Source organism: Streptococcus mitis (assembly GCF_003942865.1).
Taxonomy (GTDB): Bacteria; Bacillota; Bacilli; order Lactobacillales; family Streptococcaceae; genus Streptococcus; species Streptococcus mitis_BI.
In genome coordinates, this window is record NZ_RJNZ01000034.1 from 1 (window position 1) to 587 (window position 587).

1 protein-coding gene is annotated in these 587 nt (G+C 45.3%); it reads left to right on the forward strand.

Going from position 1 to position 587, the window contains the following annotated elements:
• A partial coding sequence (locus D8845_RS10160) for a hypothetical protein (protein ID WP_398575084.1) occupies nucleotides 1-587 on the forward strand: 587 nt, incomplete at both ends.

Genomic DNA, 587 nt, shown 5'->3' on the forward strand with positions numbered 1-587 from the left:
CAGATGCAACAGTAGTTGTAGATGACAAAGGNAATGCGACAGTCACAACCCCAGCAGGTAAGACAGCAGTTATCCCAGCNTCNGACTTGACTAAGTCAGCAGCAGANGCAGCTAAACCAAACGCAGGTGATGACATTGTTAAACCAGCAGATAAGACAGTAGTAGCAAATCCAGAAGCTCTCACTCCAGAAGAGAAGAAAGCGATCGAAGATAAAGTTAAAGCTGTAAATCCAGNTGCAACAGTAGTTGTAGATGACAAAGGTAATGCGACAGTCACAACCCCAGCAGGTAAGACAGCAGTTATCCCAGCGTCAGACTTGACTAAGTCAGCAGCAGATGCAGCTAAACCAAACGCAGGTGATGACATTGTTAAACCAGCAGATAAGACAGTAGTAGCGAATCCAGAAAAACTTACAGATGCTGAGAAGAAAGCGATCGAAGATAAAGTTAAAGCTGTAAATCCAGGTGCAACAGTAGTTGTAGATGACAAAGGCANTGCGACAGTCACAACCCCAGCAGGTAAGACAGCAGTTATCCCAGCGTCAGACTTGACTAAGTCAGCAGCAGACGCAGCTAAACCAAATGCA